This is a genomic window from Dietzia sp. MNB45, from assembly GCF_051994785.1.
GTDB classification, from domain to species: Bacteria; Actinomycetota; Actinomycetes; order Mycobacteriales; family Mycobacteriaceae; genus Dietzia; species Dietzia kunjamensis.
Genome location: NZ_CP163397.1, coordinates 1,326,589 through 1,341,350, shown reverse-complemented (window position 1 = coordinate 1,341,350; position 14,762 = coordinate 1,326,589). Strand labels below are relative to the sequence as shown.

Here is a 14,762-nt window from a genome sequence, read left to right as displayed (position 1 = left end):
TGTCCCACGGCGAGGAACCCGGTGCAAGTCCGGGGCGGTTCCGCCACTGTGAGGCCCGTCGAGCCGATGGGCCCAGCCAGATACTCACCGGGGATCAGCGCGCTCCCACCGCGTCGCTGCGACTTCTCACACCGGGGCGAGAACCCCGAGGAGGACCCCATGAGTGCTGCCCTGAGGCCGCCGCGTCGCTACGACTACGTCGACGACGGGCCCGCCATCTACGTCGACTCCTTCGCGACCATCCGCGGCGAGACCGACCTGTCCCGCGTTCCGGCCGACGCCGAGCGACTCGCCGTGCGGATGGTCCACGGCACCGGCCAGACGGACCTCGTCGACGACTTGCAGGTGCATCCCGGCCTGGTCATCGCGGCGAGGTCGGCGCTCGACGCCGGCGCGCCGATCTTGTGCGACGCCCACATGGTCGCCTCGGGGATCACCCGGGCCCGGCTCCCCCGCGACAACGACGTGGTGTGCACCCTGTCCGATCCCGACGTTCGCGACCTGGCCGCGCGAATGGGCACGACCCGATCCGCTGCGGCGCTGGCGTTGTGGGGCGATCGTCTCGACGGCGCCGTCGTCGCGATCGGCAACGCCCCCACCGCCCTGTTCCACCTCCTGGAGATGCTGCTCGACGGTGCTCCCCGGCCCGCCGCGATCGTCGGCTGCCCCGTGGGTTTCATCGGAGCCGCCGAGTCCAAGGCAGCGCTCGCCGAGTTCGCCGACGACCACGGCATCGACATCCCCTTTGTCACCGTGCACGGCCGGCGCGGCGGGTCCGCGATGACCGCCTCTGCCGTCAACGCCCTGGCCCAGGACGCGGAGTGAGCGCCGGATCGCCCGCGGCCGGTGTGGCCCCCGGTCGGCTCTACGGCGTCGGCGTGGGACCGGGCGATCCCGAGTTGCTCACGCTCAAGGCCGCCCGGCTCGTCGGCGCCGCCGACGTCGTGGCTTTTCACGCCGGCCGCGGCAAGGAGTCCAACGCTCGCCGGATCGCCGCCGACCTCATCCCTTCTGGCGCGATCCAGGAGCGGCTGGAGTACCCCGTGACCACGGGCGTCACCGACCACCCGGGCGGGTACGCGGGCGCGATCGCGGACTTCTACGAGCGCAGCGCGCAGCGGCTGGGCGAGCATCTGGCCGCCGGCCGGGACGTGGTCCTGCTCTCGGAGGGAGACCCGCTGTTCTACGGGTCCTTCATGTACATGCACGACCGGCTCTCGCCGAGGTTCGAGACCGAGATCGTCCCGGGCATCCCCGCGTTCGCCGCCGCCACTGCCGCGGCCGCCACTCCCCTGGTCCGGCAGACCGACGTCCTTACCGTCCTGCCCGGCACCCTGCCCGAGCCCGAGCTCGCCCGACGACTTGCAGACACCGACGGCGCGATCATCATGAAGCTCGGCCGCAACTTCCCCGCCGTCCGGCGGGCCCTCGAGGCGGCCGGTCGGCTCGACGGCGCGGTCTATGTGGAGCGGGCGTCAACCGACGCGGAGGCACATCACCCGGTCAGCGAGGTCGACCCGGACTCCGTGCCGTACTTCTCGCTCATCGTCGTCCCCGGCGACTCTCAGCACTCCGACCCCACCGGCCGCCGGCCCGCGCAGCTCTCTGCACCCGAGGAGCCCTCCCCGGGGCGTACCGCCGGCTCGGTTGAGGAGCAGTCCCCAGCATCGCGCGGCGTCGTGCACGTCGTCGGTCTGGGCCCGGGCCCGACAGAGTGGCTGACCCCGGAGGCTTCGCAGATCCTGTCCGAGGTCGACCACGTGGTCGGCTACGCGCCGTACGTCGCCAGGGTTCCGCAGCGGCCCGGGCTGCGTCGCCATTGCTCGGGCAACACCGTGGAAGTCGACCGGGCTGCATTGGCACTGGAGGTGGCCCGCGCGGGTGAGCAAGTGGCCGTGGTCTCGGGCGGCGACGCCGGGGTGTTCGGTATGGCCTCGGCGGTCTTCGAGGCCGCAGACGATCCCCGCTTCGCCGACATCGACATCCGCGTCGCGCCCGGCGTCTCGGCCGTGCAGGCGGTCGCTGCGCGGGCCGGGGCCCCCATCGGCGCGGACTTCGCCGTCATGAGCCTGTCCGACCGGCTCAAGCCGTGGGAGGTCATCGAGCGCCGCCTCGACGCGATCGCGGCGGCCGACCTGGTGCTGGCCGTCTACAACCCGGCCTCGCGCTCGCGCACCCGTCAGGTCGCCGACGCCCGCGAGGTCCTGCTCCGCCACCGCTCCCCGACCACGCCGGTGATCGTGGGCCGTGATGTTGGGCGAACCGAGGAATCCCTCACCGTGACGACTCTCGCCGACCTCGACTGCGACTCCGTCGACATGAAGTGCCTGCTCATCGTGGGCGCCTCTGGGACCCGGGTCACGGAGTCGGGACGCGTGTGGAGTCCGAGGTTTGTGACGTCGTGAACTCTGATCACTCGGGCATCGGCTAGACCCGAAGCCAGTATTGGCTCGCCAAAGCTCGGAAGTCATGGAGGCCTCCCGCGATCTGAGGCCGGTTTGGGCCGACTACTTGGGAGGGCGACATGACCGACATCTACTACGCGGACGATCTCGAACCCGGCCAACTAATCCCACTCGGGAGCTACACCATCACCGAGGAGGAGATCGTCACCTACGCACGACAGTGGGATCCGGTGTTCATCCACACCGACCCGACCGCGGCCGCGACAACCCCGCTCGGTGGCGTCATCGCCAGTGGACTACACACCTTGGCGATCTACCAGCGCTTGGCCGTGCCCGCCTTCTGGTCCCGTTTCACGGGAGGGGTGGGACGCAGTTTCGAGATTCAGTTCCGTCGGCCGGTGCGGCCGGACACCACATTGACCGGACACCTGACAATGCAAGAAACGACTCCACGACCCGAACGCGGCGATGCGAAAGTCACCATAACCGCAGAACTCGCCGACACCAGCGGCGAGACCGTTCTCGAGCTGACCAACCATTCCGCACTCCCGCTCCGCAGCGCCGCCGCAGGCTCAGCTTGATTGCTGCCACCACACCGGAGAATCGCTGTCCGCGGCCGCGAGACTGACACCCTGGGACTAGACCGACCACTCAAGCACTGACGTGCGCGGGGAGTGCAGCGGGGTTGGGCGGACAGATGACGGGGAGGTGCAAGTTTGCTAAAGCAGTTTCGTTCCTGGCGTCTCTGCCGTGCAGGGGAGTTCGAGGGTGAATTGTGCTCCGTGGCCTGTGCCGCGGCTGCTTACTCGGATTCGTCCTCCGTGTGCTTCGACCAGTGCTCGGGTGATCGCCAGGCCGATTCCGGTGCCGCCCGCGTTTCGGCCTCGGGCGGGATCGGCTCGGTAGAAGCGGTCGAAGAGATGATCTAGGTGCTGTGCGGCGATCCCTTCCCCGGTGTCGGAGACGGTGATCGCGGCTGTGTTCGTTCTCGAACGAACAGCGCTGAGGGTGACGGTCCCTCCGGTCGGTGTGTGTCGTAGGGCGTTGTCGAGGAGGTTTCCCAGTACCTGTCCTATTCGCTCGACGTCCACAGTGACGTCGGTTGGTTCGATCTCACCCATGTGCAGCTGGACACCTTTGTCCGAGTAGCGTTCGCGTGCTGCGTTGACTGCCGTTTCCACCAGAGCTTTAGTGGTGGTTCGGGCTGGTTGCAGTCGTGTGAGGTGTTCTTCTGCATCGGAGACGTCGACAATGTCCGACGCGAGGCGTTCGAGCCGCCGGGTGGCCGCCCACAACACCTGCCTTGTGGAGTCGTCGAAGGTACGGACTCCGTCGTCCACGGCCTCGAGGTAGGAGTCGATGGTGGCCAGCGGGGTGCGCAGCTCGTGGCCCAGATCCGCGAGCATCCTTCGCCTGGTGGCGTCTGTCGCATCGAGACGCCTGGCCAGTTCGTTGACGCTGGTCGCCAGATCGTCGAACTCCCGGCCAAGTTTCGGACTCGCCATCCGGGTCTCGTAGTGCCCACGCGCTATGTCTGCCGTCGAAGTGGTAACCATGGTGACCGAGCGCTGGACCCGGCGGGTGAGGTACCAACTGGTGAGCAAGGCCACCAGGACCGCGATGGCCACCGCCAGCCCCCAAGCAAGGACTATGGCGACCGTGAAGGCTTCTTCGACGTGGGCTGCTTCGTTCGAATCGTGGTCGATGCCGGCTTGACCGAGGTGGTCGTGGAAAATGCCCGGGGCCAGGGCGGAGGCGACGAGCCACGCGCTGACCGCGCACCCGACGACCACGCTGGACATGGCCAGAAGCAGGCGGGTTCCGAAGCTGAACCCAGCGACGCGTCGGCTGGTGCGGGGCCGAGTTTCAGTCGCGTCCGGCGATGGTATGTCGTTCACTGGCCGGTTCCCATGCGGTAACCAACTCCTCTGACCGTGCGTACGAAACGGCCTCGGGAGGCATCGTCGCCCAGCTTGCGGCGAAGGTGACCGATGTGGACGTCTACCAAGTGGTCATCACCCACCCAGTTCGGGCCCCACACGGCGGCCATCAGCTGGGCTCGGCTGAAGACGACCCCAGGGTCGCGGGCGAGCGCGGCGAGGATGTCGAACTCGGTGCGGGTCAGCGCGACATCGGCGCCGCCGACGGTGACCTCTCGGCCCGCGGTGTCAATAGTCAGGTCGCCGACGGTCCGTACCTGCTCCGGCGACCTGCCGTGGTCGATTTCGGTGGCGCCGGTTCGAGGTCTGCGCATCATCGCCTGGATCCTGGCCGAGAGCTCGCGCGGGCTGAACGGTTTGGTCATGTAGTCATCCGCGCCGACGGACAGGCCGATCAGCGTGTCGACCTCCTCGGTCCGGGCCGTAAGCATGACGATGTAGGCGTCGGAGTGCGTCCTGACCTGACGGCATACCTCGATCCCGTCCAGCCCGGGCAGCCCCAGGTCGAGAACGATGACATCGGGATCGATTCGACGAGCCAGACCCACCGCCTCCTGTCCGTCCCCGGTGATCGTGACATCGAACCCGTCGCGCTCGAGATAGGACCCGACCAGGTCGGCGAGGGGCTCCTCGTCATCGACCACCAGCGCCCGCGGACCGGCGTGCTGCTGGGGATGCGAACTGCGAGCGCCAGAAACGGAAGGGGGCATGCAGGCCATCTTCGCCGCAACTCCTGGAAATCCTTCACCCGAGTGGGCGCCTTGACCGAATCTTCACACGATCTCCATCCAGAACGCTCGGGTGGCCGGTCACCATGGGCGGTCGAGTCGGACACGGGAGGTACCTCATGCTCGGATGGGTCGCATTGTCGGTCGGCGCCGTGGTCGTCACCGCACTGTGGGCGTCGACCCTGCTCCTGGTCACTGCCCTGTTCGGGCCGTCGCCCTCGGCGGACGACCGGTGAAGGAGTTGTCACGGCGGGCATTTCTCATCGGTTCGGTCCTGGCCGGCGCGGGTGCGGTGACCGCCTGCAGCGAGCCGGCGCCCTCGGGGGTGCCGGTGTCGGCGTCGGATCCGGCGATCCGGGACCTGGAGGCCGAGCGCCAGCGACCAGGCCAGCAGGTGGTGAACGCTCGGCTGTCCCCGCGCCCGGTGGAGGTCGATCTCGGTGGTCTCGTGGTGTCGACCTGGGCATTTGCTGACACTGTTCCGGGTCCGGTCCTGCGGGCCCGGGCAGGAGATCTGCTGCAAGTCGAGGTGGATAACCAGCTCGACCAGGAGACGAGCGTGCACTGGCACGGCATCGCCCTGCGCAACGATATGGACGGAGTGCCCGGTCTGACCCAGGACCCGATCCATCCGGGCGCCCGGTTCACCTACGACTTCACAGTCCCCCACGCCGGGACTCATTGGTACCACTCACACTCCGGGCTGCAGCTCGACCGGGGCCTGTACGGTCCGCTGATCATCGACGATCCCGCCGACCCCGGGGACTATGACCACGAATGGATCGTCGTCCTCGACGACTGGATCGACGGCATCGACGGCACGCCCGAGGACGCCGCCGGGCGAGTGGGCATGGATGCCCCCGGCGCTCGGGGCCGGCCGATGGCCGGAATGGGGCACGGCCAGATGGGGGGCGCACGGTCCAGCAACCCGATGATGACCTCCCGGTTGCTCGGTGTCGCCGGGGACGTCCACTATCCGCACTACTTGGTCAACGGCCGAGTCCCGGCCGATCCGGTCTCGTGGACTGCCAGCCCGGGCCAACGCGCGAAGATCCGGATCATCAACGCCGGGGCGGACACGTTCTTCCGCGTCGCCCTCGGCGGACACACGATGACCGTCACCGACACCGACGGCTTTCCCACCGCTCCCCAGGAGACGGAGGCGATCCTGCTCGGGATGGGCGAGAGGGTCGACGCCGTGGTCACGCTGACAGACGGGGTGTTTCCCCTCTTCGCCGAGGCAGAAGGCAAGAACGGGTACGGGTACGCCCTCGTGCGCACCGGGGCCGGCGAGCTACCCGCCGACCCGCGCCCCGGCGAACTCGACGGACCGGTGCTGCTGGCCGCGGATCTGACCCCAGCGCCGGACTCTCGACTGCCCGGCCGAGGGCACGACCGCTACCTCAGCGTCGACATGGGCGGCAGCATGATGCCGTATCGCTGGACACTCAACGGGCAAACCCACCCCGACACCACGCCGTTGGAGGTCTCCCGCGGCGACCGGGTCCGGATGCGGCTGCGCAACATGTCCGACATGGCCCACCCGATGCACCTTCACGGTCACACCTTCGCCCTCGCCGACAGCGGGCTGCGCAAAGACACCGTCACGATCCGCCCCATGCGGACTATCGAGATCGAGTTCGACGCGAACAACCCCGGCCAATGGGCCTTCCACTGCCACAACGCCTACCACCAGGAAGCCGGAATGATGACCACCTTGTCCTACCTCGCCTGACCACCACCCGATCGACACACCACCCGATCTTGACGCCGACCCGAAAGGACATCGACCACGATGACCCGCACCACTCTGCTCCTGCCCGCAGCCCTGACCGCCGTTGCCCTGACGCTGTCCGCCTGCACCGACAGCACCGACAGCACCGAAGCCTCGCCCGCCGCGCCCACCACCGTGGCCGGCGCCACCACATCCGTGGCCGGCACCGTTGCCTCTGGCCAGGACGAGGAGCATTCGCAGGCCGACGTGATGTTCGCGCAGATGATGCTCCCGCACCACCAGCAGGCGATCGAGATGAGCGACATCATCCTGGCCAAGGACGACATCCCCGCCGACGTCGCGGCGCTCGCCGAGGAGATCAAGGCTGCCCAGGGCCCCGAGATCGCGCAGCTGACCGACTGGCTGGAGCAGTGGGGCGAGGCGACCGAACCGCAGGATGGTCACGGCGGTCACGACATGTCCATGATGGAGGGAATGCTCTCCGACGACGAACTAGAACAGCTGTCCGACGCACAGGGAGCCGACGCCGCCCGGATGTTTTTGGAGCAGATGATCGCCCATCACCAGGGCGCCATCGCCATGGCCGAGGAGGAGGTCGAAGGTGGCCGCTACCAGCCTGCGGTCGAGTTGGCCCAGACCATCATCGACACCCAGCAGCAGGAGATCGACACCATGCGCGACCTGCTCACCTCGCTCTAACCACCCGATCGCCATGGGCCACACCGGCCCGGAACGACACCCGAGACACCACACCACGCGGAGAGGAAAATCCATGTTCTCCACAACGCGCTCTGCGCTCCCGCTCACGGCCGTCAAGGAAGCGTGTTCGTGCTGCTCCACGCCCACGGACCTAGAACGAATCGCCGCCACCGGCCGTCCGCAGGCTGACGATGACGCCGCCGTGGCCGCCGGCGCTCACACGAAAGTAGCCAAATGAGTCAGCCACACGATCACCACCACCATGATCGCCGCGGCGGACCCGGTGACGGTTCGGCCGGCCGCCCCGACGAGATGGCCACCTCGGTAGCCGAACATCATCACCCGGGCGCAGCTGACGACGCGGCGGGCCACGGCCACACCGGACAGCATCACTCCGGTCATGAAGACCACGGCGGTCATGCGGGGCACGCAGACCACGTCGGGCAGTTCCGGCGGCTGTTCTGGATCATGCTCGTTTTGGCAGTGCCGGTGGTCGGCTTCAATGACATGTTCGCCGACCTCATCGGCTACCAGCTGCCGGAGGCCGGCTGGGTGTGGTGGGTCTCCCCCGCCCTGGGCACGGTGATTTATCTCTGGGGCGGTCGGCCGTTCCTGACCGGCGCGCTGTCCGAGCTCCGCGCTCGCCAGCCCGGCATGATGCTCCTGATCGGCCTGGCGATCACGGTGGCGTTCATCGCCTCCTGGGGCGCTACCCTGCGCATCCTGGATCATGAGCTGAACTTCTGGTGGGAACTGGCCCTGCTGGTGGTGATCATGCTGCTGGGCCACTGGATCGAAATGCGCTCCCTGGCGCAGACCACCTCCGCGCTCGACTCCCTGGCGGCGCTGCTGCCGGATGAGGCCGAGAAGGTCGACGATGACGACGTCGTCATCGTCTCCCCGGCCGACCTGGTGGTCGGCGACGTGGTGATCGTCCGCCCCGGTGCTTCTGTGCCCGCCGACGGCACGATCATCGACGGCTCGGCCAGCATGGACGAATCCATGGTCACCGGCGAATCCAAGGCGGTCCGCCGCGGCATCGGCGAGCAGGTCGTCGCAGGCACCGTGGCCACTGACTCCGGCCTGCGCGTGAAGGTCTCGGCGACAGGGGACGACACCGCTCTGGCCGGAATTCAGAAGCTGGTGGCCGACGCACAGGCATCCTCCTCGCGGGCCCAGCGCATCGCCGACACCGCGGCCGGCTGGTTGTTCTGGTTCGCCCTCGCATCGGCCGTGATCACCGCGATCATCTGGAGCGCTCTCGGGTTGCCGGACGCGGGTGTGGTGCGCACGATCACCGTGCTGGTCATCGCCTGCCCCCACGCGCTGGGATTGGCGATCCCGCTGGTGGTCTCCATCGCCACCGAACGCGCCGCCCGCGGCGGCGTACTGATCAAGGACCGCCTCGCGCTCGAGTCGATGCGCACCGTCGACGCCGTCCTGTTCGACAAGACCGGCACCCTGACCAAGGGCGAACCCACCGTCACCGGAATCGAATCAATAGACGGGCACACCGCCAACGAGGTGCTTGCCCTGGCTGCAGCCGCCGAGTCCGACAGTGAGCACCCGCTGGCCAGAGCCGTGGTCGGGGCCGCACAGACCCGCGACCTGACCGTGTCGAAGGCGACCGACTTCTCCTCCTCCCCGGCCGTGGGCGTCAAGGCCACGGTGAACGGCACCGTGGTCGAAGTCGGCGGCCCCCACCTGCTCGATCAGCACGGACGCAATGAACTCCCCATCGCCGACCAGTGGCGAGGCGAGGGCGCGATCATCCTGCACATCCTCGCCGAGGGCCGGGTGATCGGCGCGCTGCGGCTGGCCGACGAGATCCGGCCGGAATCCCGGGACGCCGTCGACGCCCTGCATGCCGCCGGAGCCCAAGTCGTCATGATCACCGGCGATGCTCGCGCCGTGGCCGACACCGTCGCCGCCGAACTCGGCATCGACCGGGTCTTCGCCGGGGTCCGGCCAGAAGACAAGGCCGCCAAAGTCGCCGAACTGCAGTCCGAAGGCAAGAAGGTCGCCATGGTCGGCGACGGGGTCAACGACGCGCCCGCACTGGCCCAAGCCGACGTCGGCATCGCCATCGGCGCCGGGACCGACGTGGCGATCGGCTCCGCCGGCGTCATCCTGGCCTCATCGGATCCCCGCTCTGTGCTCTCGGTCATCGAACTCTCCCGGGCGAGCTACCGCAAGATGAAGCAGAACCTGTGGTGGGCCGCCGGCTACAACCTCGCCGCCGTGCCCCTGGCCGCAGGTGTCCTGGCCCCGATCGGATTCGTACTGCCCATGGGCGTCGGCGCCATCCTCATGTCCGCCTCCACCGTCGTCGTTGCTCTCAACGCGCAGCTGCTGCGCCGTCTCGACCTCCGCCCGGACACCGTCACCACAGCGATGCAACGAGGATGAATCCGATGAACACCACCCACTCCACTCGGAGACGAGCCGCGATCGCGCTCGTTGCCGCCGCTGCCCTGACCCTGACCGGCTGCTCGCCCGGGCCCGCCGAAAATGCAGTACCCAACTGGCCTCCCGCGTCGTTGGAGCACTACGACCTCGCCGGCCTCGACGCACCCCAGATCATCAACACGCTCGACACCATGCCGGTGGCCGACAGGCCGAACGATCTGATCGCCTCGGTGCAGCCGACAGAGCTGGTCTTGACCAGTGGCGATGAGAGCCTCGAGACGATTCCTATTCCAGAGGACCAGTTCTATCTGTCAGTGGCTCCGTATTACACGAGCACCCACCCCTGCCGATTCCACAGCCTGACCACTTGCCTCGGCGAGATCGCCAACGAACAGGTGCACGTCACAGTCACCGATAACGCCTCCGGTGACACCCTCATCGACGAACCGCGCACCACCTACGACAACGGCTTCCTCGGGCTCTGGCTACCGCGAGGCATCACGGCCACGCTCACCATCGACCACGACGGCAGAACGGCCACCGCTCCGATCTCCACGGGCGACGACGACCTCACCTGCCTGACCACTATGCAACTCGCCTGACATCCCCACTCGCGCCGATATCGCCACCGACGCGGCCACCCACCGGCAGGAAGGTAGTGCGGTCAGCATGGACCACAGCACACAGTCCCAAGACAAGCTCACTCTCACCGGATCCGTCGCGCTGGGAACCGGGGTAATGATCGGAGCCGGCATCTTCGCCCTGGTGGGCCAGGTCGCGGAATTGGCCGGCGGCTGGGTGCCGTGGGCGTTCCTCGCCGGCGCGGTGGTGGTGGCGTTCAGTTCCTACTCCTACATCCGGTACTCGGCCACCAACCCGTCCTCGGGCGGGATCGCGATGCTGCTCAAAGCCGCCTACGGGCCCGGGGTGGCGGCCGGCACGTTCTCCCTGTTCATGTACGTGTCGATGATCCTCGCCGAGTCCCTGCTGGGGCGGACCTTCGGCACCTACGTGCTGCGGCCGTTCGGCATGCAGGACTCCTCCCTGTGGGTGCCGGTGCTGGCAGTGTTCGCCATCGCCGCCGCCGCGCTGGTCAACCTGGTGGGCAACCAGTGGGTCGAGCGGTCAGCCACCGCCACCGCGGCGCTCAAGATCGTGGGCATCGCGGTGCTGGCGATCGCCGGCATCCTGGCCGCGGGCGTGTCCTCGCTGGGCCGACTGTTCACCGTCGCCGAACGCACCCCACCGGAGCACGGCTGGATGGGCTTTCTGGCCGGGGTGACCCTGTGCATCCTGGCCTACAAGGGCTTCACCACGATCACCAACCAGGGCGCGGACCTACGGGACCCGGAGCGCAACATCGGCCGCTCCATCATGATCTCCATCGCCCTGTGCACCGTCCTCTACCTGTTGATCACCGTCGCAGTAACCGCCAGCCTGACCGTTCCGCAGGTCATCGGGGCCCGCGACTACGCCCTCGCCGAGGCTGCCAAGCCGATGTTCGGATCCTGGGGCGTCACGCTGACCGTGATCATCGCGGTGGTGGCGACGCTGTCAGGACTCATCGCGAGCTTGTTCTCTGTCTCCAAGCTCTACGACATGCTCCGCGACATGGGCCAGGTGCCGGGACTACCCGGGGCTGGCGGACACCAGTCGCTCTACATCACAGCCGGCCTGGCGATCCTCATGGCAGCCTTCTTCGACCTGTCACAGATCGCCTCCCTGGGGGCGATCTTGTACCTGGCAATGGACATCGCCATCCATTACGGGATCGTCCGACGCCTCAAGGACGACGTCAATGCCAAGGCGTGGATCCCGTGGGTCGCGATCGTCCTCGACGTCGCAGTGCTCGTACCCTTCCTCCTCCTCAAGGCGCAATCAGACCCGCTCACGCTGGGCATCACCGCCATCGTGGCCCTAGTCATCATCGCAGCGCAGTGGCTCACCGTGCGTCACCGCTCGGAACAATGATCCGCCCCCCTGCCAAAAGCAGCTACAACGGGTACTGGACGCTTGCTATTACAAAGATTCTGCGAAGGTCGGCCCGAGGGACTGTAGCCAGCACTGCGCATCAGTAGCGTCGGCGTCAGCTGGGCGCCTCCAGCGACGACTCGGAGAAGAAGGGAGCACATCGATGTCTCACATCACTTCAATGATCGAAACCCACCCCAACGACGCTTCCGGCATAGACGTGCAGAAGCTTGCCGACTGCATCGCTGCGTGTTTCGAATGCGCACAGACTTGCACCTCGTGCGCTGATGCCTGCCTGGCCGAAGAGATGGTCGCAGACCTACGGAACTGCATTCGCCTCAACCTTGACTGCGCCGATCTCTGCGCAACCACCGGCAATATCCTCAGCCGTCGCACTGGGCAGAACCTCGCCACGGTCAAGACCGCGCTCGAGGCATGCCGGACAGCATGCGCAGAATGTGCTACCGAGTGTAGGAAGCACGAGGACATGCATGAGCATTGTCGAGTCTGCGCCGAAGCCTGCCGCAAATGCGAACAGGCCTGCACCGAACTCCTGTCCGCGATCAGCTAACGATCATTGCCCGGCCTGGTCGGTCGCACGACAATCGACCAGGCTGGGCCACCCGCCGATATCCAGGTTTTATGTCAACCCGACCAGGCTGAGTCACGTCTGGAAGGTCGCCACTCCTCTCGTCCGCGAACCGGCACGAATTTCGTTCGGCCCGCTCCGGACGGCGGCTACAGCACGTAGCTGTAGGAGTACCACGGCCCTCCGAGGTGCTCTACCTGCAGATCTTTTACTCCAGGTTCGAACGTGGGAGGCCCCTATAGGGAATGTGCCCACCCGCGCATGTGAAATCCGAAGACGAAGTCGGCATCGCTGACCACGACCACCCCGTCCTCTCGGTGGCTGAGCTTCCAGACCTCCACGTGCCCTACTTGCCGTGGGGTGTCGAAGCCGTAGTGCTCCGACCAACCCGGCGGATGGGAGCGAGCCTGCGCAACAGCATTCTCCATCTCTGAGCGAGAGGAATCGAACCCTTTTGGGACCGCTGCTCCAATCGCCAGCACCACGGCCACACCAGCCACGAAAAGGGCCGGAGGGGCCCCGAGCCACCACGTTCGTAGCTGCCGGAATCGCCACGCCACCAGCACCGCGATCAGCCACGCCAGGCCCGCGATCATCAGCGCCCAGCCGACCTTCTTGCCCCACACGGGTATATCGTCGTCTGGCGGGTTCGCCTGCGACAGATAGTCAACGGCGTGCCACAGGATCTCGTTTTCTTGCCCCTAAAAGTGGAGTCCACTGTGGCCGTCACGCGGCAACGATTCTCGGCGGCTCGCGGCATCGTCCGGCCTCGAAACCAGCGACTTTCCATGACCAAGGTCATTGCGGCGTTCCTTGCGGTGCCAATGTCTCGGTGACGCGAACACTCAGTTCCGGCTTGTCGTGGCCTTCGGTGTGGGTGTATGTCCCGAGATGGGACCACATCGAGTCCACGAGCGGCTGGAGGAACAAACGGCCCAGCTGAGTGACGATGACGTCGACCACCTGAACAGCATCGGCGCGGACCCTAGACGCCGCGCCAGATTCCCGCATAGCCGCCACTTCCCGGTGTGTCAGCTCGGTGAGTCGCTCGAGTAACTCACCTCGCTGACCGCCGGGATCTAGCAACGCGCGGCGCAGGTAGTTCACCACCTCGGGACGCCTGACCAGCATGTCGGCAACCGCGTCGTTGCGGATCCGGGCGATGTCGGCGCCTGGGATGTCCACGGGCGCCGAGGCAAGTGCGGTAGCGAAATGCTCTACGACCAGTCGCTCGACCGCCTCGCGAAGGCCGTCCTTCGTGCCGTAGTGATGGACCACGAGACCCACCGTCACTCCGGCCGCGGTTGCCACGGTTCGCAACGAAGTGCCGTCCTCGCCGTTGGCGGCGTAGAGATCCAGTGCGGCGTTGCGGATGCGCGCCTTGGCAGTGAGATCCTGGCCCGCGGCGCCTGGTGCGGAACGATTCACGCGGTTCCCCTTCAGTTGCGGTCGAGCCTACGGACCCCAAACTAGACTATACGTCGGTACCGCTTACTGTATGTTCGTACAGTACAAGGTGTCCCGGCTCAGTCGGCCTTGTCGACCTGACTATCGTGCCGTCGACAGCCAGTTGCTCAGGCCACCCGCATCGGGCCTCAGGGCCCCTTGGACGTCCCGGTCAAAGGTTGGGTCACGGGTCGGACGTGCGGGTGTCGGCGATATCTCCGTCGCCACAAGCCGAGGTATCGCACCCAGTACAACTTCATCGACAGGAAGGTCTGGACATGGACACATTTCGCGACAAGGCCGGCGAGCCGATAGGTACCGATATCGACAACTGGGTGGCCTCGTTCACGCGCATGGAATCCGGTTCCTCCGAGCTTCCTCCCCACCACCCCAACTGCCTTGGCTGTGGACCAGAGAACCCGAATGGTCACTTCCTCTCGGTACGGCGTGACGGAGACGGCGTCGTCGCACACCACCAGTTCGACCAGCGCCACGTCGGGGCACCGGGCATTGCACACGGCGGCGCGGTAGCGACCGTGATTGACGACCTATTCGGCTTCTTGCTGTATTCGGTCGGCGAGCTCGCCGTGACGCGCCGTCTCGAGCTCGACTATCTTGCGCCAGCACTACTCGACACCCCCTACATCCTGCGCGCTGCAGTTCGGTCTCGCGATGGCCGGAAATTGGACCTCAAGTCCACGATGGAGGATGCAGAGGGCCGCACTGTTATTACTGCCACTGCCCTGTTCATCGTGGTCGAGGTTGAACACTTTTTGCAGTCACAGAGAAACTCGAGGACTTAGGCCAAACTCACCGCCGCGAGCACCAGGCCCGAATACG

General features: G+C 66.8%; 15 protein-coding genes and 1 riboswitch. Of the genes, 10 read left to right on the top strand and 5 right to left on the bottom strand.

Annotated elements, in window-relative coordinates; all coding sequences use genetic code 11:
- Positions 1-11 precede the first annotated feature (11 nt).
- A riboswitch (cobalamin riboswitch) is annotated at positions 12-86 on the top strand.
- A gap of 73 nt (positions 87-159) precedes the next feature.
- The 3 genes from AB5G72_RS06560 (at position 160) to AB5G72_RS06550 (ending at position 2,986) form a co-directional block, all read left to right on the top strand.
- Positions 160-825, top strand: coding sequence for a precorrin-8X methylmutase (locus AB5G72_RS06560; RefSeq protein WP_120285760.1), 666 nt, complete (start codon positions 160-162; stop codon positions 823-825).
- Positions 822-2,405: a precorrin-2 C(20)-methyltransferase gene (locus tag AB5G72_RS06555; protein ID WP_244200845.1), complete on the top strand. Its 1,584-nt coding sequence runs from the start codon at positions 822-824 to the stop codon at positions 2,403-2,405. The genes AB5G72_RS06560 and AB5G72_RS06555 overlap by 4 nt, the downstream gene beginning before the upstream one ends.
- A 119-nt stretch (positions 2,406-2,524) precedes the next feature.
- Positions 2,525-2,986 (top strand): MaoC/PaaZ C-terminal domain-containing protein, encoded by a 462-nt coding sequence (locus AB5G72_RS06550; protein ID WP_120285759.1) that lies wholly within the window; start codon positions 2,525-2,527, stop codon positions 2,984-2,986.
- Positions 2,987-3,124: 138 nt separating this feature from the next.
- Here AB5G72_RS06550 and AB5G72_RS06545 read toward each other — a convergent pair whose 3' ends face one another.
- Entirely contained in the window at positions 3,125-4,207 is a 1,083-nt protein-coding gene (locus AB5G72_RS06545; protein ID WP_120285758.1) for a sensor histidine kinase, read from the bottom strand.
- A 92-nt stretch (positions 4,208-4,299) separates the two neighbouring features.
- Complete coding sequence (locus AB5G72_RS06540) at positions 4,300-4,992, bottom strand: response regulator transcription factor (protein ID WP_096907287.1); 693 nt, start codon at positions 4,990-4,992, stop codon at positions 4,300-4,302.
- Positions 4,993-5,305: 313 nt separating this feature from the next.
- On the opposite strand from AB5G72_RS06540, the gene AB5G72_RS06535 reads away from it, so the two are divergent.
- Positions 5,306-6,808, top strand: coding sequence for a multicopper oxidase family protein (locus tag AB5G72_RS06535; protein ID WP_120285757.1), 1,503 nt, complete (start codon positions 5,306-5,308; stop codon positions 6,806-6,808).
- A gap of 60 nt (positions 6,809-6,868) precedes the next feature.
- Complete coding sequence (locus AB5G72_RS06530) at positions 6,869-7,507, top strand: DUF305 domain-containing protein (protein ID WP_120285756.1); 639 nt, start codon at positions 6,869-6,871, stop codon at positions 7,505-7,507.
- 216 nt (positions 7,508-7,723) lie between these two features.
- Here AB5G72_RS06530 and AB5G72_RS06525 read toward each other — a convergent pair whose 3' ends face one another.
- Positions 7,724-7,936, bottom strand: coding sequence for a hypothetical protein (locus AB5G72_RS06525; RefSeq protein WP_143337690.1), 213 nt, complete (start codon positions 7,934-7,936; stop codon positions 7,724-7,726).
- A 39-nt stretch (positions 7,937-7,975) separates the two neighbouring features.
- Here AB5G72_RS06525 and AB5G72_RS06520 point away from each other — a divergent pair, with 39 nt between their 5' ends.
- From AB5G72_RS06520 to AB5G72_RS06505, 4 genes are all read left to right on the top strand, one after another.
- Positions 7,976-9,916: a heavy metal translocating P-type ATPase gene (locus tag AB5G72_RS06520; protein WP_096905717.1), complete on the top strand. Its 1,941-nt coding sequence runs from the start codon at positions 7,976-7,978 to the stop codon at positions 9,914-9,916.
- A 5-nt stretch (positions 9,917-9,921) separates the two neighbouring features.
- Entirely contained in the window at positions 9,922-10,518 is a 597-nt protein-coding gene (locus tag AB5G72_RS06515) for a CueP family metal-binding protein (protein ID WP_206473584.1), read from the top strand.
- A 67-nt stretch (positions 10,519-10,585) separates the two neighbouring features.
- Entirely contained in the window at positions 10,586-11,887 is a 1,302-nt protein-coding gene (locus AB5G72_RS06510; RefSeq protein WP_131886704.1) for an APC family permease, read from the top strand.
- Between the two features lie 181 nt (positions 11,888-12,068).
- On the top strand, positions 12,069-12,458 hold the full coding sequence (locus AB5G72_RS06505; RefSeq protein ID WP_243699844.1) for a four-helix bundle copper-binding protein: 390 nt from the start codon (positions 12,069-12,071) through the stop codon (positions 12,456-12,458).
- A 254-nt stretch (positions 12,459-12,712) separates the two neighbouring features.
- On the opposite strand, the gene AB5G72_RS06500 is transcribed toward AB5G72_RS06505, so the two are convergent.
- Together AB5G72_RS06500 and AB5G72_RS06495 are read right to left on the bottom strand one after the other, a co-directional pair.
- A complete protein-coding gene (locus tag AB5G72_RS06500) occupies positions 12,713-13,102 on the bottom strand; it encodes a hypothetical protein (protein ID WP_120283045.1) in 390 nt (129 codons plus the stop codon).
- Positions 13,103-13,274: 172 nt separating this feature from the next.
- Positions 13,275-13,904 carry a TetR/AcrR family transcriptional regulator gene (locus tag AB5G72_RS06495; RefSeq protein ID WP_120283047.1) on the bottom strand — a complete coding sequence of 210 codons (630 nt, stop codon included), beginning with the start codon at positions 13,902-13,904 and terminating at the stop codon, positions 13,275-13,277.
- A 296-nt stretch (positions 13,905-14,200) separates the two neighbouring features.
- Here AB5G72_RS06495 and AB5G72_RS06490 point away from each other — a divergent pair, with 296 nt between their 5' ends.
- Positions 14,201-14,725, top strand: a complete 525-nt coding sequence (locus AB5G72_RS06490; protein WP_120283049.1) for a PaaI family thioesterase — start codon at positions 14,201-14,203, stop codon at positions 14,723-14,725.
- The last annotated feature ends 37 nt before the right edge of the window (positions 14,726-14,762 follow it).